The organism is Pseudomonas sp. ML2-2023-3 (genome assembly GCF_037055275.1).
GTDB lineage: Bacteria > Pseudomonadota > Gammaproteobacteria > Pseudomonadales > Pseudomonadaceae > Aquipseudomonas.
On sequence record NZ_CP146343.1, the window covers coordinates 2,127,054 to 2,148,998 of the forward strand.

General features: G+C 54.6%; 19 protein-coding genes. 17 read left to right on the top strand and 2 right to left on the bottom strand.

The window, feature by feature from the left end:
- The first annotated feature begins 231 nt into the window (after positions 1 to 231).
- The 3 genes from V6P94_RS09900 (at position 232) to V6P94_RS09910 (ending at position 4,197) form a co-directional block, all read left to right on the top strand.
- Complete coding sequence (locus V6P94_RS09900; protein WP_106117508.1) at positions 232 to 1,764, top strand: sensor domain-containing diguanylate cyclase; 1,533 nt, start codon at positions 232 to 234, stop codon at positions 1,762 to 1,764.
- 288 nt (positions 1,765 to 2,052) lie between these two features.
- Positions 2,053 to 3,618 carry a PAS domain-containing methyl-accepting chemotaxis protein gene (locus V6P94_RS09905; RefSeq protein WP_095023400.1) on the top strand — a complete coding sequence of 522 codons (1,566 nt, stop codon included), beginning with the start codon at positions 2,053 to 2,055 and terminating at the stop codon, positions 3,616 to 3,618.
- 369 nt (positions 3,619 to 3,987) lie between these two features.
- Positions 3,988 to 4,197, top strand: coding sequence for a hypothetical protein (locus V6P94_RS09910; protein ID WP_048350899.1), 210 nt, complete (start codon positions 3,988 to 3,990; stop codon positions 4,195 to 4,197).
- A 758-nt stretch (positions 4,198 to 4,955) separates the two neighbouring features.
- Here the strand turns inward: V6P94_RS09910 and V6P94_RS09915 are convergent.
- Positions 4,956 to 6,005 (bottom strand): hypothetical protein, encoded by a 1,050-nt coding sequence (locus V6P94_RS09915; protein ID WP_322151182.1) that lies wholly within the window; start codon positions 6,003 to 6,005, stop codon positions 4,956 to 4,958.
- Positions 6,006 to 6,873: 868 nt separating this feature from the next.
- On the opposite strand from V6P94_RS09915, the gene V6P94_RS09925 reads away from it, so the two are divergent.
- A complete protein-coding gene (locus V6P94_RS09925) occupies positions 6,874 to 8,139 on the top strand; it encodes a DUF4427 domain-containing protein (RefSeq protein ID WP_338649300.1) in 1,266 nt (421 codons plus the stop codon).
- Between the two features lie 217 nt (positions 8,140 to 8,356).
- Here the strand turns inward: V6P94_RS09925 and V6P94_RS09930 are convergent, their stop codons facing one another.
- The gene (locus tag V6P94_RS09930) at positions 8,357 to 9,043 is read right to left on the bottom strand and encodes a hypothetical protein (protein ID WP_106117498.1); all 687 of its coding nucleotides are present in this window, start codon (positions 9,041 to 9,043) and stop codon (positions 8,357 to 8,359) included.
- A gap of 548 nt (positions 9,044 to 9,591) precedes the next feature.
- On the opposite strand from V6P94_RS09930, the gene tmk reads away from it, so the two are divergent.
- The 13 genes from tmk to V6P94_RS09995 all read left to right on the top strand — a co-directional run bounded on the left by tmk (position 9,592) and on the right by V6P94_RS09995 (position 21,928).
- On the top strand, positions 9,592 to 10,194 hold the full coding sequence (tmk, locus tag V6P94_RS09935) for a dTMP kinase (protein ID WP_133075971.1): 603 nt from the start codon (positions 9,592 to 9,594) through the stop codon (positions 10,192 to 10,194).
- On the top strand, positions 10,187 to 11,173 hold the full coding sequence (locus V6P94_RS09940) for a DNA polymerase III subunit delta' (protein ID WP_133075645.1): 987 nt from the start codon (positions 10,187 to 10,189) through the stop codon (positions 11,171 to 11,173). Before tmk ends, V6P94_RS09940 begins: the two co-directional genes overlap by 8 nt.
- 32 nt (positions 11,174 to 11,205) lie before the next feature.
- Positions 11,206 to 11,997: a TatD family hydrolase gene (locus V6P94_RS09945; protein WP_133075644.1), complete on the top strand. Its 792-nt coding sequence runs from the start codon at positions 11,206 to 11,208 to the stop codon at positions 11,995 to 11,997.
- Positions 11,998 to 12,427: 430 nt separating this feature from the next.
- Positions 12,428 to 13,069, top strand: coding sequence for a TetR/AcrR family transcriptional regulator (locus V6P94_RS09950; RefSeq protein ID WP_019827947.1), 642 nt, complete (start codon positions 12,428 to 12,430; stop codon positions 13,067 to 13,069).
- Between the two features lie 125 nt (positions 13,070 to 13,194).
- Positions 13,195 to 14,163 (top strand): GTP 3',8-cyclase MoaA, encoded by a 969-nt coding sequence (locus V6P94_RS09955; RefSeq protein ID WP_133075643.1) that lies wholly within the window; start codon positions 13,195 to 13,197, stop codon positions 14,161 to 14,163.
- 101 nt (positions 14,164 to 14,264) lie between these two features.
- Entirely contained in the window at positions 14,265 to 14,870 is a 606-nt protein-coding gene (locus tag V6P94_RS09960) for a DUF4823 domain-containing protein (RefSeq protein WP_338649301.1), read from the top strand.
- A gap of 15 nt (positions 14,871 to 14,885) precedes the next feature.
- Positions 14,886 to 15,446 carry a DUF1285 domain-containing protein gene (locus tag V6P94_RS09965; protein ID WP_133075641.1) on the top strand — a complete coding sequence of 187 codons (561 nt, stop codon included), beginning with the start codon at positions 14,886 to 14,888 and terminating at the stop codon, positions 15,444 to 15,446.
- A 254-nt stretch (positions 15,447 to 15,700) separates the two neighbouring features.
- Positions 15,701 to 16,519 carry an SDR family oxidoreductase gene (locus tag V6P94_RS09970; protein WP_133075640.1) on the top strand — a complete coding sequence of 273 codons (819 nt, stop codon included), beginning with the start codon at positions 15,701 to 15,703 and terminating at the stop codon, positions 16,517 to 16,519.
- Positions 16,520 to 16,579: 60 nt separating this feature from the next.
- A complete protein-coding gene (locus V6P94_RS09975; protein ID WP_133075639.1) occupies positions 16,580 to 17,584 on the top strand; it encodes a substrate-binding domain-containing protein in 1,005 nt (334 codons plus the stop codon).
- Positions 17,575 to 19,095 (top strand): L-arabinose ABC transporter ATP-binding protein AraG, encoded by a 1,521-nt coding sequence (gene araG, locus V6P94_RS09980; RefSeq protein ID WP_133075638.1) that lies wholly within the window; start codon positions 17,575 to 17,577, stop codon positions 19,093 to 19,095. The genes V6P94_RS09975 and araG overlap by 10 nt, the downstream gene beginning before the upstream one ends.
- Before the next feature lie 25 nt (positions 19,096 to 19,120).
- Complete coding sequence (gene araH / locus V6P94_RS09985) at positions 19,121 to 20,089, top strand: L-arabinose ABC transporter permease AraH (RefSeq protein WP_133075637.1); 969 nt, start codon at positions 19,121 to 19,123, stop codon at positions 20,087 to 20,089.
- 218 nt (positions 20,090 to 20,307) lie between these two features.
- The gene (locus V6P94_RS09990) at positions 20,308 to 21,297 is read left to right on the top strand and encodes a 2-dehydro-3-deoxygalactonokinase (RefSeq protein ID WP_326398304.1); all 990 of its coding nucleotides are present in this window, start codon (positions 20,308 to 20,310) and stop codon (positions 21,295 to 21,297) included.
- A 1-nt stretch (position 21,298) separates the two neighbouring features.
- A complete protein-coding gene (locus V6P94_RS09995) occupies positions 21,299 to 21,928 on the top strand; it encodes a 2-dehydro-3-deoxy-6-phosphogalactonate aldolase (RefSeq protein WP_133075635.1) in 630 nt (209 codons plus the stop codon).
- Positions 21,929 to 21,945 lie beyond the last annotated feature (17 nt).

Genomic DNA, 21,945 nt, shown 5'->3' on the forward strand with positions numbered 1-21,945 from the left:
AAGCGCTATAAGGAGCTTGCCCCTTTAGTCTCAGTCTGTAGTTCGGTTTTTTGTACTATGATTACTCTGGGCGAAAGGGGGGAGGTTGCAGTAAGTCTATTGTGCAGCTCTGTTTTTAAGGTCTAGTCAGCTACTTTGATTAGCTGATGCTCAGGTGTCTAGGTATGTTGAATTATGTCACTAATCTGAATAGTTATCTTAATGGCTATTGGTCAGTAATGGAGGTTCAGATTGTACCAGCATCGTGCTACCAAAACGAAAGCGGGCTTAGCAGCCATCGCGTTTCTATTGATTACGCTCGTGCCTATGTGGGGCACGCTCCATGCTTGGCTTGATCAAGAGAACGTTTTGGTAGAAAAAGCTGCGGGTAGTGATGCTATGAATCTTGCCGTTGCATTCGATGTGCACGTTCAAAGCGTGGTTCGTTTTATAGATACTTTAACTCAAGATTTGCGTGAGCATGCTGTTAAAGATCGAAATGATTTTGGGCGCATAGTTAAAGAGGAAATTGTACTTTATGGGAGCATGGTTGCTCAAGTTGCGCTGATTTCTCCGGAGGGGATGCTAGTTTATTCGTCGCTAGCCCCAGCCTTGGGTGCGGTAGATCTTAGTGGTCGCGATCATTTTCGCGTGCATCGTGATAATCCCTCAATAGATAAGTTGTTTATTAGTAAGCCCGTGTTTGGCCGGGTTTCTGGTGTTTGGTCTATACAGTTCACTCGGCCAATAATTGAAGGTGATAGTTTCTCTGGGGTCGTGGTAGTGTCAATTCCTATGTATTTCTTTTCAGATTTCTATAAAAAAATTAATGTCGGGGCTCATGGTTTGATTGCTCTTGTAGGTATGGATCGTGTTCCTCGTGCAGTAGCGTCAAAGGATAGCGGTACTATGAATGTTGACGAGTTATTGCTTTCGGAAAGTGCGCCATATTTTGGTAAGGAAGCGTTGCCTGAAGGGCTGTATAGAGGAGTTAGTGCATTCGATGGGTCTGAGAGCTTGACCGCATACCGTCGCTTAGAAGACGCTGGTTTGGTTGTTCTTGTTCAGCTTTCACCTGAAGATTATTTGATGTCATCTGGTAAGCGTTATAGAGTGCTAATTTTTTTTGCAAGTGCTGTCACGATATTGCTACTGTCTTTTGCTTTGTTGATATATTCCACCGTGTGGCAGCATTTGAAGGATGCAAAAGCCCTCAAGCAGGCTCACAAAACTCTTCGGGAACTTGTAAATGTTGATATTTTAACTGGCGCACTGAGCAGGAGCCATTTTTTAGAAGTCCTTGAGAAGGAGTTCAGGGATTCAGAATCCTGCGGTACGAAGTTAAGCTTGATATTGATTGATATTGATCATTTCAAGCAGGTAAATGATACGTATGGGCATCCGATTGGAGATATTGTTCTGAAACAGGTGGTTGCTGTGTGTTGCGCCGAACTTCGAGCACATGATAGTTTTGGGCGGTTAGGGGGGGAGGAGTTTGGTGTGATCCTCCCATGTACGGATGGGGCAAGCGCCGTCGGTGTTGCAGAGAAGTTACGGCTGGCGATTGAATGTGCAAAGATTTCAACAAGTAAAGGTCTAGTTCGGGTGACTGTTAGCATGGGTGTAGCATTCGCGCTGCCCTCGGGAGATACCCCAAGTAAGTTAGTTGTTAGAGCGGATGATGCGCTTTACTGTGCAAAACAAGCTGGTCGTAATAGGGTCTGTTCTGCTTGTGGTAATGATGACGCTTCGCAGGTTACGACGCTGTCGACAAATGACTCGTAGTGTTTGGCGGTAAGGTAAAGTGGCTTGAATAAAGTAAGCGAAGCTTTTATTTATCAAGGAAAGTTTTAGCCTATACGGAACGGCTATTTATTGGAGCTGTTTTATACCTTGGTCGTGTTGAAACGATGGGGCACTCATAGAATTTGGTGGCAGCTTGTTCGTTGTTGCCAATGGGTCGCATTCCGAGCGCAGACGGATTACTAGGTGCAAAATACCCTATGGTAATACTTATTAAGCTTTTCATATTAGCTGCCGATACCCTTTACACAGGGCAAGGGATCTATCTAAATGAGAAACAATCAACCGGTCACGCAGCGCGAGATTGCCTTGGGAGCGCAACAAAAACTTATTTCTACAACTGATGCACGAGGTGTCATTACGTATTGCAATGATGCTTTTGTCGAGATCAGCGGTTTCAATAAGTCAGATCTTATAGGCGCGCCCCAAAATATCGTCCGACATCCCGATGTCCCCTCTGCCATATTTGCTCATATGTGGGGCGCTCTCAAACAGGGCCAACCTTGGATGGGGATCGTAAAGAACCGAACTAGCAGTGGCGACCATTACTGGGTGAATGCTTATGTCACTCCAATTTTCGAGGGCAGCCAGGTAATTGGTTATGAATCGGTCAGGGTTAAGCCTACGACCGATCAAATTCGACGCGCAGAGAACCTTTACAATCGCCTAAACCTAGGCAAGTCGGCTATCCCCAGCAGTGACAAATGGCAACCTGTCCTCATGGACTGGCTACCACTTTTGGCTATGGGGCTAGTGGGCTCCTTAGGGGGAGTATTTTTCAGTACTTCTCTGGCATTAACCTTGGCGGTATTAATATCTGTTCTCTTCGGGGTGATTGTTTCGCGTCAGAAAAATCAAGGGGCGCTGCATCTGTTGAAAATGGCTGACCCCACAACCTCGGATCAGTTAATTGCACAGATGTATAGCGATGAGCGCGGCCCACAGGCGCGGCTTGAAACCGCATTTGTGAGCCAGACATCGAGGCTCAAGACTTGCCTTACTCGTTTGCAAGACACCGCAGAGCAGCTCACTGGTCTGGCTGAAAGGTCGGATAACCTCGCCTCAGATAGCTCGCGCGGACTTGAACGTCAGCGAGTCGAGACTGAGCAAGTGTCAGCTGCAGTTAGTCAGATGGCTGCGACCACGCAAGAGGTCGCAACCCACGTTCAGAGAACCGCTAGCGCTACTCAAGAAGCCAATGAGCTAACAGGACGGGGCCGTGATGTAGCTCGAGATACCCGAGAGGCCATCCAACGCCTCTCGATCGTTGTCGGAGAGACTGGTCAAGCGGTTGCACAGTTAGCTAAAGACAGCAATGAAATCGGAACGGTTGTCGATGTCATCAAAGGTATTGCCGATCAAACCAACTTGCTTGCTTTGAATGCCGCGATCGAAGCTGCACGTGCTGGAGACATGGGCCGGGGCTTCGCTGTTGTTGCTGACGAGGTGCGTCAGTTGGCACAACGCACCACTCAGTCAACCATCCAAATTCATAGCCTGATCTCCAAGCTGCAAACCTCGTCAAATAGTGCTGTTAAAACCATGGAGAATGGACATCGCCAAGCTGAAGAAGGAGTCGCCTGGGTACTAGAAGCTGACAAGGCACTGGTCGGTATTAGTGATGCGGTAGCTCACATTACTGATATGACCACCCAGATCGCCGCAGCGACTGAAGAGCAAACTGCCGTTGCAGAGGAGATTAGTCGCAACATTACGACCATCGCAAATCTTGCAGATCAAACATCTGAACAAGCAAGAAGCTCGGCAGAGCTCAGCAAAGAATTAACTCAAACAGCGACGACCCAGTACTCATTGGTCGAACGATTCAACCGTTAACAAACGAACCTTCTCGACAAAAGCCCGCTCTGCGCGGGCTCTCAATTGCGCTCTTAGCCTGGCTCTGATCTCAAGGTTTTGCGAGAGCAAATCCAAGGTTTAGAGGGGCTTGTTGATAGCGGTGCCAATCAGCTAACCCTCTCCCATGCTGAGCGCAAAGTGTCCCGGTTTCTGTCAGAAGCATTCGCCCAGTTACCGACGTGACTCGTGCTTACGTGTGGTAAATACCGCGAGCTGACTGGCAGGTTACTGCGCAAGGAAGCATGCAAGTGACCGATAACTGTCTTTGGCCAGCGACAGCTCTGGGTCGAGGCTGACTGTCAGTGGGCAACCGCTATACTGATTTGACTACTGAGAGGGCGGGTATTGATGAAGAGGACAATTCTGGGAATGACTGAGGCTGGCGAGCCGTTGATCTTAGAGGCCTTAGAAGCTCTGCGTCTTTATCGTGAGGCTAAAACTTTAGGCCGCCCACAAGAGGAAATTGATCAACTGAAAATATTGGCTGATTCGCTAGTCCAGACAGTAACCGATTATCAGCTTTTAGCGGCTGGTGCTGACTTCATAACGCTTCACTAGAAAGGATTACACTTGAGAAATGCAGCTTGGAGAGTGTCTAGAAAAGCCGGAGCGATTCACTGTCCAAGCTTTGAAGACACCATGCTTGCTGGCTGAGCCTCCTTCTACAAGATCAACGACCCTGTATCGCTTGCTGCCATCGTCCAGCGTGGTGGTTTCGATCACTCTGAATCTTTCGTGCATGGTTGCTTTCCGTGCATGACATTGGTGGTCTAGAACTACCGGCTAAACTAGACGATTTCAAAACCGAGGCAGGTTTGAGCTGAGACAATTTATGACAGTGCAATGCGCTCGCCTTTGCGGGGAGGCCGGCTCAGCAGTGGGCGGTGTGTGTTGCATTTTTCTAAAAGTCGCTGCTTCGGGACGACGGGCCCGACTGAGTCGGTTTGAATGAGGTCGGGGGCACTGATCAGAGACGGTAGTATGGTGCTGTCATCGGTCAAACCGACCCAACCTAATGAGCAACTGCTCGTTATATCTCGCAAAACCAAACACCAATCAAGAGTCTGCTGAAGTGAAGGATTAGAGATGGTATGTTCTTTCACCCTGGACGACTACACTCAGAAGCTCGTCGCGGTCTTTCAGGCCGAGGAAGATATGGCTTAGTCACGTCGTGGGGCGGCGGGTGAAAAGTAGGAGGGATGAATGCCAAAGCTGAGCAATGACTCCCAAGGTATCGGCGTGGGATGTGATTTGATAAATGCCTAGCCTAGCTGCCGAGCTTCATGCTAATGAAGCTCGGACGAGCCTACAAAATCCTATTTCTTTGGTTTCTTCCTCAAACCCGATATGTAATCAAGCGTCGTTTTAGGTGAGGAATATCCCATTATGTCCGACACCGATATATCCGACACCGATGATGAACTCGCCTTCATGATGTGGACGATCACCGATTGCCGGATCCTGTGTATAGATCTTTGTGCAGGATCATTTAACGCTACACGCAGATAGGAACCGATGATTCTGCTCATCTGCTGCGAACTCATGGGAACCCTTGCGTCTGTTTCGGATGGAAACAGAAAGTCATTCACTGAAAGGCCTGCTTCCTGGATATACCTGCCTACCACGCGTCCAAAGCTACCGGGTAAAAGGGCAAAACCTTCTTTTGAGCGGGATTTAGCGTAATGCACGCGCATTAGGACTCCCGAGTCGACGTACGAGAAGTCCTGCGGCTTGGCAGGCATGAGATCATGAGGACGTAGTCCCTGCAGCAACATGGCAATACAGCTTTGATCCCGAAGACTACCTCTGCACTGCACCACCTCCCACAGAGCCTTCAGGCCTTTCTCATCAATTAGGTATGAGGCTGGAACTGAATGCCTACGTTTCAAACCTACGTCAGTTGGCTGACAAGCATGGTCAATGCTGGTTTCATTTGATGGGTCTGAACACTCTGGTGCAGCATCTAAAGGGAGAGCGAGCACAGTCGGTGCTGAGGAATCAGCCTGGTGCCCATGGTTGAAGTCTTGGAATGCACGTAGCTCTTGAAGGGGAAGTAATTTCACCAAGCGGTCGAGAACGGTCTCCTCAATACCGATGATTTTGCTCGCCTGGCAAAATGCAAAAATAGATGTGCTGATGCCATCCCGAACATCATTATGGGTGGGCTGGGGAGCCTTTGAACCGTCTGCTTCAGCCGACTGCTGGATATCATGGACGTCGCGATAGCCTAAGCCCCGTGACAGGATTGCTTGGGCAGAGGCAAGACTTATAGGAGTGCCACTGGGCCAATTTTTCTGTAGTTTTTTTGCGATACGTTTGAAGCCGCGCTTGTCGACAAGATCGGCGCTATAGATGGGTACACGCATGACATTCTCCATGTCAGGGTGTCGGCTGCCCTCTGACGATTGTCGAATAGGCATGCTAAGCAAAAAGTTAAATCAACCTGTGGCAACCCACCTTTGCGAACCGACCGCACGATCCAGGAACCGATCAATCAACGCTAGCACAGCAATTGCACCTGTCTAGAAAATCGGTTCTCGAGGAGCCCCGCTGTTTTCTCTCCACATCCGCTATCGACGATGAATGACATCTGGCTGCTTCAGGAGGTCAGCCAAGCTACATGTGAAAGGAATGATCGCGTGATCCAGGTTGTCTGTACCAACATTAGCGTCACTTTCTCCGTGCCGGATTAGTCGGACATGCTTCATTCATCAGATTCCTGCACAGCTGCCATAGCGATCATGCAGGGCACATAAGTCATCGTCTGGCAGAGGTGAGCCAGCGGCACGAAGGGTGGCCTCCTAATGGGCATGGTGGCAGGCATATTTGCATGTTTGCGGGATTGGCTATTGATACATATGGAAAATCATAAGATTAAGAATCTGAGTTTTATTATTCTTTTAATAATATTTAGAATGATGTTTTAAGTGGGGGTTTATATTGATTCGAATCATTTTGTGTTTTGTCGTTGATTGTATTTTTTTGATGATTTATTGATTTTTGGTGAGTTATTAAGCTTCATGAATTTTTGTTTTTTGAACTCCGATTGCCGTGTCAATATATAGCTAATCATTGATTTTAAAGAGAAAAATTGTTTTTTTTTGTAAAAAAACTTGCCCTGATTGCGGGCTTGGACTAGCTTTTTTGTTGTCGGTAGTGCCTCTGTGGTTAGGCCTTAATAAACCTTTTCTCATAGGGGCGGGCAGGTTTGCTTTTGAATAATTGGAGAGTGAGATGCCAGATCAAAACGATGCCCGTCAAGCCCCTCGAATTGCTCATTATTTTCGAGATGTTGATTTGTCTAGCAATTCGTGTCCGCGATTCATACCAGAACTTTTTTCCACAAATTGCTGGGCTGAGGATTGGCCTGCACGTTTCCTTCTCAGGGTCGCCATACGCTTTCATCATATTTGGGCCACTTTTGGCATCAGGGACGGACAAGAGACGATCCATGGGGCTCAGCCAGCCGTTTGCTTCTCAAACTTTAGCGTTGCCGATCTGATTGCGGTACGAGAAGGTGTAGAAGGAGTCAACAAGGCCGTCACTCAGTATGCGATCACCTTTCCCACGTGCTCAGCGGAGCGAGCGGGAGCAGAGCAGGTAGTGCAAGGAGGCGACCTGCGAGCATTCTTACAGAAGAGCAATCCTGTAGTTGCTGTGACTCCGGAAGACGTCCTCCGGAATGAGTATCGCTACGTCGTCTGTCAGTTGGATATGTTTAACGACCAGGCAATGCCCTCGGAGTGGCGATGGCCATACACCCGGAATTATCACCGCGCGATAGCTAAGATGGAAGATAACGGCTGCCTCGGGGATAAGCTGCCAGGATTCGAACTCACGCAGAAGAGGTGGTCAGGGATCGGGATAGTCGTAGCCACTCAAGCGGACGCCCGCAGGCTCCAATATGACATCTTGTCCCTCATCGACCAGCAAATATTATCGGAAAGCCACTTTGATCACCTTCTGGTCTGCGAGCGTTTGCCAACGGCTTTGGAGGGGCTCTCTGAGGTCGGCAAGCAATCTGCGGTTCAGGCAGCCTACTTTGACTTCAAATCCTGCATGGTCGTCTCCGATGAAGCTGCTGTCGAAGCTCTTCAGGACTTCTCGGCTCGAATATCTGAACTTGAGTTATGTACCTTGAAAACCGTGACACGTGAACGCGGTGGCTGCTGGGTTTACTTTGAAGACAATACCCACCCATACGTTCGAGCTCTCATCAAGGCTGGCCGAGTGCTGGTCAATAAGCTGGGGCGATATATCGGTACCTTAGATGAGCTAGATCGTCGGCGGGATCTACGAGAGCGCCAGGAGATCGTCAAAGTCCTCTGTGAGCAACTACAGCTGAAACATGGTGTGGCCTGCAGCTATTTCAGTGTGCTCAACTCTTGGCGTCCCGACGACTTGCCAAACTTTTGCGGCCGGCCCTGGAGCGGTTTTTATCGAATTACAGATGAGCCCGACGATGAGGATGATGAAGAAAATGAGGGCGAGATCAGCTGAAAATAAGCTGCGTTATCGCTAGGCGACGAAGCTCAGCACTCTGCCCCTCCTTCTTGAGTGAGCTGCTCCTGAGGCTTGGTGTAGTGTTTAATCCAGGCATAGAAGCTGTACACGGACACGCCCAACAGCGCTGCCCCTCCCCGAGATAGGAAGCTGATTTCCGGTCACCTGGTTGTCCACCTAGATTTGAATTCTTAGGGAAAAGCCCGGTTACTCGTTAAGCGTCCGGCTTTTCATTAAATGGGCGGAAGTAACATTCAGTTATCCGATGATTGGTATGCCCCATCATGGAAGCTACAGATGCCAAGGCCATCGAGCTGAACTGATCGGGAGCTGCGGGCTGGGAGGTAGAGGACTGGCGGATATCCACATGAAGTGAGTGAGACTCCAGATCATCTCCGTAGAGTATCTCTTCTGAACAGTCATGGAGAACAGGTATCTGGTATGGCTCAATCCCCAAAGTATTCGATTCAAGGACTTCTTTAACGGCCGACTGAAACGAGTAATCGGAGCGGCCTGAATACACTTCATTTTCGCTCGCGAAATCTACTTCCAATCGCTGATTGAGATCCAGTTCCTTGATGGGTTCCCACAAGGACTCAATGGTAGGGAAGGTTTTGCCTGCCACATCGTCGCTCAAAAACAGATAGAGCAGGTTTTTGTGAGCGGCTACCACCTTTACCCCAGACATAGCGCCTTGGATGTGCGCTTGCTCAAGGGCCTCTATAACGAAGCTGTGCTCTAAAGGTTGGTTGTACAAGACGGCGAAGCGCTGCTTTCCTGCCTGCGCCATCACATCAAGATTAGGGGTTTTCCACTGCAGCGTGCTGAACACAACGCAGTGGAGACTCTTGTCGAGTACTTCAGGAGTGCTCTCGAGGTGAAACAGGTGTGAAAGCGTCATGTCGGCTTTTCTCCTGAGTGGTAATAGTCAATGAAGTCAACAGGAGGTACTTAGTCAAGGTGAAAGGGCAAGATATGAGTGGTTTCCGACGGAATATCAGTATGTTAAAGGTATACTCATTGATTCTGACCCGCTGCCGAATAACCTTTTGGCGGGTCAAAATGGGCAACGTCTGACTACCCCAGCCCTTCAACCGTTCGTCCGGTTGGAAGAGGCGAAATTTTGTCAACGAGGTGCTCCGTTGCTGTCGTTTATCTCATCCAGACAGGGAGGAAAAGACCCTATACAATCACGGCCTTACCTCGTTTGGTTTACATTTTTGGCGCCGAAGGACGTCGGATTCGACGCTTCTTGCTTTCAAATAGCCGGTTTGGTTTACATTTGGGGGCCAAAAGTGACCCTTTCAGGGCTTAGTTGACGCTAGTGGCATTTCTGGTGTTTTTTCACTATTTTCAGGATTATCTAACTCATTGAAAATTATCGGTTCAATGAAATTTTTCGTGATTTTATTTGGGATTGACGTTTGGTTTACGTCTCTTCCAAAGAAAATATTTGGAACAGGAAAAAGCACCAACCGTGAGTACCTGGCAGAGCGCTTGCGCGCCGAAGGTATCGACGTGGTACTGACCCGCGAACCCGGCGGCACGCCGCTGGCCGAGCGTATCCGCGAGCTGCTGCTCACGCCCAGCGATGACGCGATGTGTGCCGACACCGAGCTGTTGCTGGTCTTTGCAGCCCGCGCCCAGCATCTGGCCGAAGTCATTCGCCCGGCGTTGGTCCGGGGTGCGGTGGTGCTGTGTGATCGCTTTACCGATGCCACTTATGCGTATCAGGGCGGCGGTCGGGGGTTGTCCTTTGAACGCATCGCGACTCTAGAGACCTTTGTCCAGGGTCCATTGCGTCCTGATCTGACCCTGGTGTTTGATCTGCCGATTGAAGTCGGCATGGCCCGGGCCAGTGCCCGGGGTCGACTTGACCGCTTCGAGCAGGAAGGTCGCACGTTCTTCGATGCGGTGCGCAGCACCTACCTTGAACGCGCCAAGGCAGAGCCTGCGCGTTATCGCCTGATCGATGCCGCGCAGACGCTCGAACAGGTTCAAGGGCAACTGGACGCCTTGTTGCCAGAATTGCTGGGCTTGCACCGTGGCTGAGGCCTATCCGTGGCAAGACAGCCTGTGGCAGCAAATGGCAGGGCGCGCGCAGCATGCCCACGCCTATTTGCTGCACGGGCCGGCGGGCATCGGCAAGCGGGCTCTGGCCGAACGACTGATGGCCAGCCTGCTGTGCAAGCAGCCGGTCGGGCTTGAAGCCTGCGGTACATGCAAATCCTGCTCGTTGCTGGCGGCGGGAAGTCACCCCGATCATTACATTCTTGAGCCTGAAGAAGCTGACAAGGCAATCAAGGTCGACCAGGTGCGCGATCTGGTCAGTTTTGTGGTGCAGACCGCCCAGTTGGGCGGGCGCAAGGTGGTACTGGTCGAGCCGGTAGAGTCGATGAATATCAACGCCGCCAACGCCTTGCTCAAAAGCCTTGAAGAACCCTCCGGCAACACCATCCTGCTGCTGGTCAGCCATCAGTCCAGTCGACTGTTGCCGACCATCCGCAGTCGCTGCGTGCAGCAGGCTTGTCCGTTGCCGAGCCAGGCATTGAGCCTTGAATGGCTGGCCAAGGCCCTGCCTGATACTGGCGAAGCTGAACGGGTCGAGTTATTGACCCTTGCCGCCGGATCGCCTCTGGGAGCCGTCAAGTTGCAGGCCCAGGGTGTTCGCGAACAACGGGCAGCGGTGGTGGAGGGCGTCAAGAAGGTGCTCAAGCGCGAGCTGTCGGCCAGTCAACTGGCGGAAAGCTGGAAAGCCATCCCGCTGCAGTTGCTGTTTGACTGGTTTTGCGACTGGTCGAACCTGATCCTGCGCTATCAACTGACCCAGGACGAAGCCGGGCTCGGGTTGGAAGATATGCGCAAAGTGCTGCAATACCTGGCGCAGAAAACCCCGCAGGACAAGGTTCTGAACATTCAGGACTGGATTCTTGCCCAGCGCCAGAAGGTCTTGAGCAAGGCCAACCTTAACCGTGATCTGTTGGTCGAGGCGTTACTGGTGCAGTGGGCAAGCCTGCCCGGCCAGCGCTGATTTGATTGAATTGATAAGCAGGTGATTTTTGTATGTTGGTTGACTCTCATTGTCATCTCGATCGTCTTGATCTGAGCGCCCATGACGGCTCGCTGGACGCGGCTCTGGAGGCCGCGCGTCAACGCGGTGTCGGGCATTTTCTGTGTATCGGCGTAAGCGCCGACAACGCGGCCGATGTCAAAGCCCTGACCGATCGGTATGCCGATGTGGATTGCTCGGTGGGCGTCCACCCCCTGGACGTACAGCCGGGAGCGGCGCCAGCGCTGGACTGGCTGTTGAGCGAGCTGAATCACCCCAGGGTGGTGGCGATCGGTGAAACCGGTCTGGACTACCACTACGAGCCTGAAGCCGCCGAGTTGCAGCAATTGTCGTTCCGGGTGCATCTGGAAGCGGCGCAACAGACCGGCAAACCGGTGGTTATTCATACCCGTGGCGCCCGCGCCGATACCCTGAACTTGCTGCGTGAGGCGGCATTGCCCCAGGCTGGCGTGTTGCACTGCTTCACTGAAGACTGGGACATGGCCAAGGCGGCGCTGGACATGGGTTACTACATCTCGCTGTCGGGGATTGTGACCTTTCGCAATGCCGATGCCCTGCGCGATGTGGCCCGTCAGGTGCCTGCAGATCGCCTGCTGGTCGAGACCGATTCGCCTTACCTCGCCCCGATTCCCTATCGCGGCAAACCTAACCTGCCGCAGTACGTGCGTGAAGTCGCCGATTTTCTGGCCATGTTGCGCGGTGAGTCTTACGAGCGCTTTGCAGAGCAAACCACCGAAAACTTCAAGCGCCTGTTTCCGCTGGCTCGGGTTGCACAGTCAATCTGACGTGGGAGCGGCCTGCTCGCGATAGCATCACCGCGCGCATCCATTCAGGCCGCAGCGCCAGCATCGCGAGCAAGCCCGCTCCCACAGTTTTTAAAGTAAACGGGCAGGCAAAAAAAACCCGAACTCTGGGGAATTCGGGTTAAGACCATTAGGAGTAAAACAAAGGCACACATTCCGTTGCTGCCTAAATCGGCGAGACACTTTGGGGGGGATGTCACGCCGACACGTTAAGTATTGGCCAGCTTTGTCGAACGTCCAGCCAGGATTGATCGTTTTTTAAACAGATTTGGAATACCCGAGCTTCGCTTGAGTGCTCTGCGAGCCGCGGGTAAATCGTTTGAACACATCGATATGCAGGATGATCCGTGCAATTTAGTGTGACTAATGCATAATACTCCGCTTCGATTTTGACCCGAACAGACCTTTTCTTATGCACAAAGAACCCCGTAAGGTCCGTGAGTTTCGTCGCCGCGAGCAAGAAATTCTCGATACCGCGCTCAAGCTGTTCCTCGACCTGGGTGAAGACAGTGTCACCGTCGAGATGATTGCTGATGCCGTGGGTATCGGCAAAGGCACGATCTACAAGCACTTCAAGTCCAAGGCCGAGATCTACCTGCGCCTGATGCTCGACTACGAGCGCGATTTGAATGAGCTGCTGCATTCCGCCGACGTGGATAAAGACAAAGAGGCGCTGTCCCGTGCCTACTTTGAGTTTCGCATGCGTGATCCGCAGCGCTACCGGTTGTTTGATCGCCTTGAAGAAAAGGTGGTGAAGGGCAACCAGGTGCCAGAACTGGTCGAAGAGCTGCACAAGATCCGCGCCTCGAACTTTGAGCGCCTGACCCTGCTGATCAAGGGTCGTATCAGTGAAGGCAAGCTCGAAGACGTACCGCCATACTTCCATTACTGCGCAGCGTGGGCTCTGGTGCACGGCGCTGTGGCGCTGTATCACTCGCCGTTCTGGAGCAATGTGCTGGAAGATCAGGAAGGCTTCTTTCAGTTCCTGATGGACATTGGCGTACGCATGGGCAACAAGCGCAAGCGTGACACTGATACCCCGGCTGTAGAGTAACCCCGGCCAGTATTTGCCTTCATGGCTTATGGCCTTGAGGCTTATAATCAGGCTTGGGTCTTGCCAAAACCTGATTTATGAGTCAGGTTTTGCGGCGGCCCATTTCCCCCGCGCCGGAGTCATCCATGATCGTTGATCGCCAAGGCAGACGTTTTCGCAACTTGCGTATCAGTCTGACCTCCGCTTGCAACTATGCCTGCACCTACTGTGTGCCTAACGGCAAGCGGTTGGTTGCCGCGCAGGATGAGCTGTCGGCCGAAGCGATGGTGCGCGGGGTGGCTTATCTGATTGAGGCTGCTGGCATCGAGCGCTTGCGCATTACCGGCGGCGAACCGCTGGTCAGCCCCAAGCTTGAAACCTTTATGCGTGAAGTCGGGCAGTTGGGCTTGAGCGACATCAGCCTGACCACTAACGGCCAATTGCTTGCACGCAAGTTGCCGTTGCTGCTGGATGCGGGCATCCGGCGTCTCAATGTCTCTCTCGACACCCTTGATCCAGAAGCGTTTCGCAGCATTGCCCGTGGCGGTGATCTGCCGACCGTGCTCGATGGCATGCAGCGGGCCCGGGAAGCGGGGATCAAGATCAAGGTCAATATGGTGCCCTTGCGCGGACAGAACCTGGATCAGGTGATGCCGCTGCTGGAGTACTGCCTTGAGCGCGGTTATGAACTGCGTTTTATCGAGCTGATGCGCATGGGCCACCTGGCCAGTGACAGCAATGCCTTCCTGCAGCAGTTCGTCAGCTTGCAACAGCTGTTGTCGCTGATTGGCGAACGCTACGAATACTTGCAGGCCGATGCGCCAATCGATGCCACGGCGGTGCGCTACCAGATCCCGGATCATGGTTATTTCGGGGTGATCGCCAACGAGAGCGTGCCGTTTTGCCGTACGTGCTCACGGCTGCGACTGTCTTCCACGGGATGGCTGCATGGTTGCCTGTCGTCGAGCAATCGCCACTATGTGGGTGATCTGCTCAACAAGCCTCGCCACCAGGCGCTGCCTGCGCTGCAAGGCCTGCTGATGAAAGCCCTGGGTGACAAACAGGACGTGGCTTTCTCCGGTGGTGCCACGGTGATGAAGATCATCGGCGGCTAAAGCCCGTTCTCACAGCCAAACAGTGACCTGCTAAAACTGGCGCGCAATCTGCATTACGGGACTATTCGCCGGTTTTTTGTCACCGGCATCGGGAGAACGGGATGCGTGGTCTGATTGTTTGGCTGGCTTTATTGGCGCTCGGCGGCTGCATGAAGCTCAGCGATCTGGGTGAGGGCGCGCGTTATCAGCTGAGTGACGCAGGCATGCTCGATCACAGCAACACCCGGCGCAGCAACTCGCTGCGCATTCAGCCAGACTCCTTTATCTACATCGCCCAAGGGCCATTTGCCCCTGTCGGCGATCCGTACGTGCGCCCCAATGTGGTGGCCGAAGAGGCTTTCAACGGTTTTGTCGAATACTTTCCCATGGTGCGCCGTGCCAAAGAGCCGCTCGGGCTCGATCAGGCAATGACCGAAGCCAGGGGGTATGGCGCTCACTACTTGCTGTTCACCCGTTTTGCCCGGGCCTATGACCGCATCGGCAACAGCGACGAATGGCTCGACCAGGAAGAGATCAGCCGACTGGGGATCGACAGTGGCGTGATCCAGGTGATGCTGATCGAGACCAGTACCCAGTATTTGATCGATACCGCCACTATTCGCAGCCGCGGCGGTTTGCTGACGTTCCATGACAACAAGCCCGCAGACCTGATCGGACCGCCGCTCGCCAAGTACGCTCGCAGCTTGATAGGCTTGAGCGATCAATAAGTCGAGGAGAGCAACATGAGCGAGCCGGTAGACGTCAGCAACCTGTTGGCGCAAATTCCCAGGGCCGACAAAGGCCTGCCGCCCGTTCACTTGTGGGATACCGCCTTTTGCGGCGATATCGACATGCGTATTGCCCGCGATGGCACCTGGTACTACATGGGCACGCCCATTGGCCGCAAGCCCATGGTCAAGCTCTTCTCGACGATCATTCGCCGCGACGGCGATGATTACTTTCTGATTACCCCGGTAGAAAAAGTCGGCATCAAAGTCGATGACGCGCCTTTTGTCGCGGTGACTTTGGACGTGGAGGGGCAGGGCGAGCAGCAAGTCCTGCGTTTTACCACCCATGTCGACGAGTCGATCAATGCCGGCTCCGAGCATCCGCTGCGTTTCGTCATCGACCCCCAGACCCAGGAGCCCGCGCCTTATGTGCATGTGCGGCGCAATCTTGAAGCCCTGATCCACCGCAATGTGTTCTACCAGCTGGTAGAGCTGGCGGTGGAGCGCAAGATCGATGGGCGGAACTGGCTGGGCGTGTGGAGTGGCGGGGAGTTTTTCCCGATCGGGCCTGCCTAGGCCATCCCGCGAACACTAATCTCCCACAATATGGGATGTTAAATTATATATTGAGATTTAATTAACCCTGGGTTTATAGTCGGCCTCAGCTCTACGCACTCACACTTAAAAAAACAAAACAGGTGAAGTGATGCCGAACTATCCCAGGGTGCTCCTGCGCACTAGCGCGTCTGCACGTCACGCCCAATCCCCCATGCTTTTTAACCGGTCATCGACAGATGCCCGGTTTTTGTCGTGTCCAGGAGTCTTGATCAATGGCTGAACCTCTTGCATTGCCACCCGTAGCCGAACCACCCCGTGGTGAGCGCCTGAAGAACAAGGTCGTACTGTTGACTGGCGCCGCCCAAGGTATTGGGGAAGCCATCGTGGCCAGCTTCGTGGCGCAACAGGCGAAAATGGTCATCAGCGATATCCAGGCCGAAAAGGTGGAGAAAGTTGCCGCCCATTGGCGTGAGCAAGGCGCGGATGTGCGGGCAATCAGAGCCGATGTGTCTTGCCAGGCAGACCTGCATGCCCAGGCCGCACTGGCGTTGCAACTGCACGGTCGGGTCGATGTGCTGATCAATTGCGCCGGGGTCAACGTGTTTCGCGACCCTCTGGAAATGACCGAAGAAGACTGGCGCCGCTGTTTCGCCATCGATCTGGATGGCGCCTGGTACGGCTGCAAGGCGGTTTTGCCGCAGATGATCAAGCAAGGCATCGGCAGCATCATCAACATTGCTTCAACCCATTCGAGCCACATCATTCCAGGTTGTTTCCCGTACCCGGTGGCCAAGCACGGCCTGCTGGGCCTGACCCGTGCCCTGGGCATCGAATACGCACCCAAGGGCATCCGGGTGAACGCCATCGCGCCGGGGTACATCGAGACGCAGCTCAACGTCGATTACTGGAACGGTTTCGCCGACCCCCATGCCGAGCGTCAGCGTGCACTCGACCTGCACCCGCCGCGGCGCATCGGCCAGCCGCTTGAGGTGGCAATGACTGCCGTGTTCCTGGCCAGCGATGAAGCACCGTTTATCAATGCCTCGTGCATCACCCTCGATGGCGGGCGCTCAGTGATGTACCACGATTGATCGCTTGCCCGGACACAACAGGTTCTGCAGACCGTTAAAAATAAAAACAAGGAGTCAGCCATGAAACGTCGTCACGGTATCCGTTCTCTGTGTTGTGCGGCCCTGGCCGCTACCGCCTTCAGCCTCAGCAGTGGGCTGCAGGCGGGCGACCCGGTGAAGATCGGCTTTTTGGTGAAGCAGGCGGAGGAACCCTGGTTCCAGACCGAATGGGCCTTCGCTGAAAAAGCCGCCCAGGATAAAGGCTTTACCCTGATCAAAATCGCCGTGCCGGACGGCGAGAAGACCCTGTCAGCCATCGATAGCCTGGCGGCCAACGGCGCCCAGGGTTTTGTGATTTGTCCGCCGGATGTGGGCCTTGGCCCTGCCATCATGGCCAAGGCCAAGCTTAACGGCTTGAAAGTGATCGCCGTGGATGACCGCTTTGTCGACGCCAGCGGCAAGTTTATGGAAGAGGTGCCGTACCTGGGCATGGCGGCGTTCGAGGTGGGCCAGAAACAGGGCAGTGCGATGGTCACTGAAGCGAAAAATCGCAATTGGGACTGGAAAGACACCTATGCGGTGATCAACACCTTCAACGAGCTGGATACGGCTAAAAAGCGCACGGATGGCTCAGTCAAATCCTTGAAGGATGCGGGCTTGCCAGACGATCACATTTTGTACTCCGCGCTTAAAACCCTCGACGTGCCCGGCAGCATGGACGCCACCAACTCGGCGCTGGTCAAACTGCCCGGCGGCGCGAAGAACCTGATCATTGGCGGGATGAACGACAGCACTGTACTCGGCGGAGTGCGTGCCACGGAAAGTGCCGGGTTTGCGCCCGCCAATGTGATCGGCATCGGCATCAATGGCACCGACGCCATTGGTGAACTGAAAAAGGCCAACAGTGGCTTTTTCGGCTCCATGCTCCCCAGCCCGCATATTGAAGGCTACAAGACGGCGACCATGATGTTTGAGTGGATCACCGAGGGTAAAGAACCGCCGCTGTACACCGCGATGGATGAGGTAACGCTGATTACCCGTGACAACTTCAAGGAAGAACTGACCAAGATCGGTCTGTGGAATTGAACGCGCCGGGGAGTGGCGCCGCTAGCCTGCGCTTCAACGGCATCGGCAAGCAGTTTCCCGGTGTTCAGGCGCTGGCCAATATCAGTTTCGTCGCTCACCCGGGGCAGGTTCATGCATTGATGGGTGAGAACGGCGCCGGTAAATCAACCCTATTGAAGATTCTCGGTGGCGCCTATCAGCCCAGCAGCGGACATTTGCAAATCGGTGAGCAGGCGCTGACCTTCAAGTCCACTGCTGAAAGCATTGCCAGCGGGGTCGCGGTCATCCATCAGGAGTTGCATCTGGTACCTGAAATGACCGTGGCCGAGAACCTGTTTCTGGGGCATTTGCCTGCGCGTTTTGGCTTGATTAACCGCCGCTTGCTGCGTCAGCAGGCCCTGGATTTGCTCAAGGGCCTGGCGGATGAAATCGATCCGCAGGAGAAAATTGCACGTCTGTCACTGGGTCAGCGCCAATTGGTGGAAATCGCCAAGGCGCTGTCCCGTGGCGCCCACGTGATTGCCTTCGATGAACCCACCAGCAGCCTTTCGGCCCGCGAAATCGATCGGTTGATGGCAATCATTGCCCGCCTGCGTGACGAAGGAAAAGTGGTGCTCTACGTCTCGCACCGGATGGAGGAAGTGTTCCGTATCTGCAATGCGGTCACGGTGTTCAAGGACGGCCGCTACGTGCGCACCTTCGAGCAGATGAGTGACCTGACCCACGACCAGTTGGTGACGTGCATGGTCGGTCGCGATATTCAGGATATTTATGACTATCGACCTCGCGAGCACGGCGCGGTCGCGCTCAAAGTCCAGGGGTTGCTCGGTCCGGGCCTGCGTGAGCCGGTGAGTTTCGAAGTGCGCCAGGGCGAAATACTGGGCCTGTTCGGGCTGGTGGGGGCGGGGCGTACCGAACTGTTGCGCCTGCTCGGCGGGCTGGCCCGCAACAGCGCCGGTCGCCTTGAATTGCAGGGGGCCGAACTGACGCTGCGCTCGCCCCGTGATGCGATCGGTGCCGGGGTCTTGCTGTGCCCGGAGGACCGCAAGAAGGAAGGCATCATCCCCCTCGCCAGCGTCGCCGAGAACATCAATATCAGTGCCCGTGGCGCTCATTCGATCCTGGGTTTGCTGCTGCGTGGCAAGTGGGAGCGCGCCAATGCCGACAAGCAGATCAAGGCGCTGAAAGTGAAGACCCCGAGCGCGGCGCAGAAAATCATGTACCTGTCCGGCGGCAATCAGCAAAAGGCCATTCTCGGGCGCTGGTTGTCGATGCCCATGAAGGTGCTGCTGCTCGACGAGCCGACGCGAGGCATCGATATCGGCGCCAAGGCCGAGATCTACCAGATCATCCACACCCTGGCGGCCAGTGGTATTGCGGTCATCGTGGTGTCCAGCGACCTGATGGAGGTGCTGGGCATCAGCGATCGCATTCTGGTGCTGTGTGAAGGCGCGGTGTGCGGCGAACTGCCTCGCGACCGGGCCAATGAATCCAACCTGTTGCAGATGGCCTTGCCCCGCCAGCGCGGTTGAAGGCGTGATCCCTTGAGAGGTTTACATGACAATTCAAAACACATCACTGCCGCCTGCGCGTAAGCCCCTGGACGTGCGTCGCTTCCTCGACGACTGGGTGATGTTGCTGGCGGCGCTGGCAATCTTCCTGCTCTGTACCTTGCTGATCGACAACTTTTTGTCGCCGCTGAACATGCGGGGCCTGGGGCTGGCGATTTCCACCACCGGGATTGCCGCCTGCACCATGCTTTATTGCCTGGCGTCGGGTCATTTCGACTTGTCCGTGGGTTCGGTAATCGCCTGCTCCGGCGTCGTGGCGGCGGTGGTCATGCGTGACACAGACAGCGTCTTTCTGGGTGTCAGCGCTGCGTTGGGCATGGGCCTGATCGTTGGCCTGATCAACGGAATAGTCATCGCCAAGCTGCGGGTCAACGCGTTGATCACCACGTTGGCGACCATGCAGATTGTGCGTGGTCTGGCCTACATCTTTGCCAACGGCAAGGCGGTGGGGGTGTCCCAGGAATCGTTCTTTGTCTTTGGCAACGGCCAGTGGTTCGGTGTACCGGTGCCGATCCTGATCACCCTTGTGTGCTTTGTGTTTTTCGGCTGGCTGCTCAACTACACCACCTATGGGCGCAACACCATGGCCATTGGCGGCAACCCGGAAGCGGCCCTGCTGGCGGGGGTCAATGTTGATCGCAACAAAATCATCATCTTTGCCGTACACGGGCTGGTAGGTGCGCTGGCCGGTGTCATCCTTGCCTCTCGCATGACCTCTGGCCAGCCGATGATCGGCCAGGGCTTCGAGTTGACCGTGATCTCGGCCTGCGTGCTGGGCGGTGTATCGCTGAGCGGTGGGGTGGGGATGATTCGCCACGTGATAGCTGGCGTACTGATTCTGGCCATTATCGAAAATGCGATGAACCTGAAGAACATCGACACGTTTTACCAGTACGTGATTCGCGGCTCGATCCTGCTACTGGCTGTGGTGATCGATCGCCTGAAGCAACGCTGAGTCCTGGCCCTGTTTCTGTAGTCGCTGCCGCAGGCTGCGATCGTCGCAGTGGCGCACCAACCCCATCGCAGCTTGCGGCAGCAGTTACAGAGTTTAAAGCGTATTAAATCCCTATATATGAGATGCATATTTATATATTGAGATTTGTAGCGCTGGCGGTTTATAGTCTCCTGCACGGACTCACAGCATTCACTGCTAAAAACAAAACAGGTGAAGCGATGCAGGCGCAATTGATCGCGCTCGATTGGGGTACGACCTCCCTTCGTGCTTATTTACTCGGCCCCGCCGGGCAGGTGCTGAAAATGCGCTCGCTGGCTTGCGGGATCATGCAGTTGCCGGATACCGCCCGGTTGATTGCAGGTCACTGGTGTACCGACGGCTTTGAGCTGGCGTTCGATGAGGCATGTGCCGACTGGCTGCAAGCCAACCCCGGCATCCCGGTCATTGCCTGCGGCATGGTCGGTAGCGCCCAGGGCTGGATTGAGGCGGCTTACCGCGAGACACCTGCCAGCCTCGCGGACTTGAGCACAGCCTTGCAGACGGTACGCAGCGTGCGGGGAGTTGATGTCCATATCGTGCCGGGCGTGATCCAGCGTTCAACCCTGCCCAACGTCATGCGCGGCGAAGAAACCCAGGTACTGGGCGTCCTGCACACCCATCCTCATCTCAACGAATGCTTGATCGGCCTGCCAGGCAGCCACTCCAAATGGGTGCAGGTGCAGGACGGCCGTCTGGTGCATTTCGATACCTTCATGACTGGCGAGTTGTATGCCGCCGTCTGCGAGCACACGATTCTGGGCCGTACCCAGCAGCCTGCTGCGCAGTTTGACGCCGCTGCATTTGCCCGTGGCGTAGAGGTGGCGCTGTCCCCGGACGGCGAGCGTGGCCCGCTGTCGACGCTGTTCAGCGCACGTACCCTGAGCCTTACCGGGCAGCTAAGCCCCGTGCAGCAGCCTGACTATGTGTCCGGTCTGCTGATTGGCCATGAGCTGGCCGCGCTGGGCAATGTGTTACGCCGACGCCGGGGCGGGAAACCGCTGCCAGCGATCATTCTGATTGGCAATACGCAACTCTGTGAGCGCTACCGGCGTGCACTGGGTGCCTGCGGATTCGCCGATGTGAGCCTGGCAGAACAGGCTACCGAGCAAGGTTTATGGCACCTGGCCCAGGCGGCCGGGTTGCTCCAACACACTGATCTGGAGGCCTGAGATGCTCAAGCAAGCACTGGCAAAAAACGGACTGATCGCGATTCTTCGCGGTTTGCGTCCACACGAGGCGCAAGCTATCGGCAAAGTGCTGTATGACGAGGGCTTTCGTACCCTGGAAGTACCGCTTAATTCTCCCCAGCCCTATGAAAGCATCCGTATCTTGCGCAGCACCTTGCCTGCCGACTGCCTGGTCGGCGCGGGCACGGTGTTGACGGCGCAACAGGTCGAGCAGGTGAAAGCGGCGGGGGGGCAGGTGATTGTCATGCCCCACAGCGACCCCTCCGTGCTGCGTGCGGCCAAGGCAGCGGGCTTGTACCTGTCGCCGGGTGTCGCCACGCCCACCGAAGCCTTTGCTGCGCTGGCCGAAGGTGCCGATGTGCTGAAGATGTTCCCGGCCGAGCAAATGGGCCCGGCCGTGGTCAAGGCCTGGCTGGCCGTGTTGCCCGCCGGTACGCTGCTGATCCCGGTTGGGGGCATAACCCCGGACAACATGCAGGTGTTTGTCGATGCCGGGGTATCCGGGTTCGGTTTAGGCTCCGGCCTGTTCAAGCCCGGGATGAGCCCGGATCAAGTGGCGGTTAACGCCAAAGCCTACGTGCACGCCTGGAATGCCCGGCGTCAGGCCAACTGACTGGCGCTGTGGCGCCC

What these genes read in the sequence shown, in the direction of transcription:
- V6P94_RS09905 (WP_095023400.1), top strand. Translation starts at nt 2,053, where the DNA reads ATGAGAAACAATCAACCGGTCACGCAGCGCGAGATTGCCTTGGGAGCG.
- V6P94_RS09910 (WP_048350899.1), top strand. Translation starts at nt 3,988, where the DNA reads ATGAAGAGGACAATTCTGGGAATGACTGAGGCTGGCGAGCCGTTGATC.
- V6P94_RS09915 (WP_322151182.1), bottom strand. Translation starts at nt 6,005, where the DNA reads ATGCGTGTACCCATCTATAGCGCCGATCTTGTCGACAAGCGCGGCTTC.
- V6P94_RS09925 (WP_338649300.1), top strand. Translation starts at nt 6,874, where the DNA reads ATGCCAGATCAAAACGATGCCCGTCAAGCCCCTCGAATTGCTCATTAT.
- V6P94_RS09930 (WP_106117498.1), bottom strand. Translation starts at nt 9,043, where the DNA reads ATGACGCTTTCACACCTGTTTCACCTCGAGAGCACTCCTGAAGTACTC.
- V6P94_RS09945 (WP_133075644.1), top strand. Translation starts at nt 11,206, where the DNA reads ATGTTGGTTGACTCTCATTGTCATCTCGATCGTCTTGATCTGAGCGCC.
- V6P94_RS09950 (WP_019827947.1), top strand. Translation starts at nt 12,428, where the DNA reads ATGCACAAAGAACCCCGTAAGGTCCGTGAGTTTCGTCGCCGCGAGCAA.
- V6P94_RS09955 (WP_133075643.1), top strand. Translation starts at nt 13,195, where the DNA reads ATGATCGTTGATCGCCAAGGCAGACGTTTTCGCAACTTGCGTATCAGT.
- V6P94_RS09960 (WP_338649301.1), top strand. Translation starts at nt 14,265, where the DNA reads ATGCGTGGTCTGATTGTTTGGCTGGCTTTATTGGCGCTCGGCGGCTGC.
- V6P94_RS09965 (WP_133075641.1), top strand. Translation starts at nt 14,886, where the DNA reads ATGAGCGAGCCGGTAGACGTCAGCAACCTGTTGGCGCAAATTCCCAGG.
- V6P94_RS09970 (WP_133075640.1), top strand. Translation starts at nt 15,701, where the DNA reads ATGGCTGAACCTCTTGCATTGCCACCCGTAGCCGAACCACCCCGTGGT.
- V6P94_RS09975 (WP_133075639.1), top strand. Translation starts at nt 16,580, where the DNA reads ATGAAACGTCGTCACGGTATCCGTTCTCTGTGTTGTGCGGCCCTGGCC.
- araH (WP_133075637.1), top strand. Translation starts at nt 19,121, where the DNA reads ATGACAATTCAAAACACATCACTGCCGCCTGCGCGTAAGCCCCTGGAC.
- V6P94_RS09990 (WP_326398304.1), top strand. Translation starts at nt 20,308, where the DNA reads ATGCAGGCGCAATTGATCGCGCTCGATTGGGGTACGACCTCCCTTCGT.
- V6P94_RS09995 (WP_133075635.1), top strand. Translation starts at nt 21,299, where the DNA reads ATGCTCAAGCAAGCACTGGCAAAAAACGGACTGATCGCGATTCTTCGC.